Origin of the sequence: Streptomyces coffeae (assembly GCF_016741875.1) — a bacterium.
GTDB classification, from domain to species: Bacteria; Actinomycetota; Actinomycetes; order Streptomycetales; family Streptomycetaceae; genus Streptomyces; species Streptomyces coffeae.
Genome location: NZ_JAERRF010000209.1, coordinates 1 through 417, shown reverse-complemented (window position 1 = coordinate 417; position 417 = coordinate 1). Strand labels below are relative to the sequence as shown.

Here is a 417-nt window from a genome sequence, read left to right as displayed (position 1 = left end):
TCGGCGTCGACATCACCGTGACACCGCCGACCAACGCGAGTTCACACTCGCCCTTGTGCAGCGCCTGCACCGCGAGATGCAGGGCCACCAGCGACGACGAACACGCCGTGTCCACCGTCACCGCGGGACCTTCAAGGCCGAAGGTGTAGGAGAGCCGACCGGAGATGACACTTGCCGAGATTCCGGTGCCCGCGTATCCCTCGACGCTCTCCTGCGCGGCCATCAACAACGCGGCGTAGTCCTGGCCGTTGGTGCCGACGAAGACACCGGATCGGCTGCCCCGCACCGAGTTCGGGTCGATACCGGCCCGCTCGAATGCCTCCCAGGAGGTTTCCAGCAGCAGTCGCTGCTGCGGGTCCATCGCCAGCGCCTCGCGGGGGGAGATGCCGAAGAACGCCGGGTCGAAGTCCGTCACAT

At 66.9% G+C, this 417-nt stretch carries 1 protein-coding gene; it reads right to left on the bottom strand.

Translation table 11 applies throughout. From position 1 onward, the window contains the following. Positions 1-417: beta-ketoacyl synthase N-terminal-like domain-containing protein (locus JK363_RS41710; RefSeq protein WP_201883528.1), on the bottom strand; the 417-nt coding region annotated here is incomplete at both ends.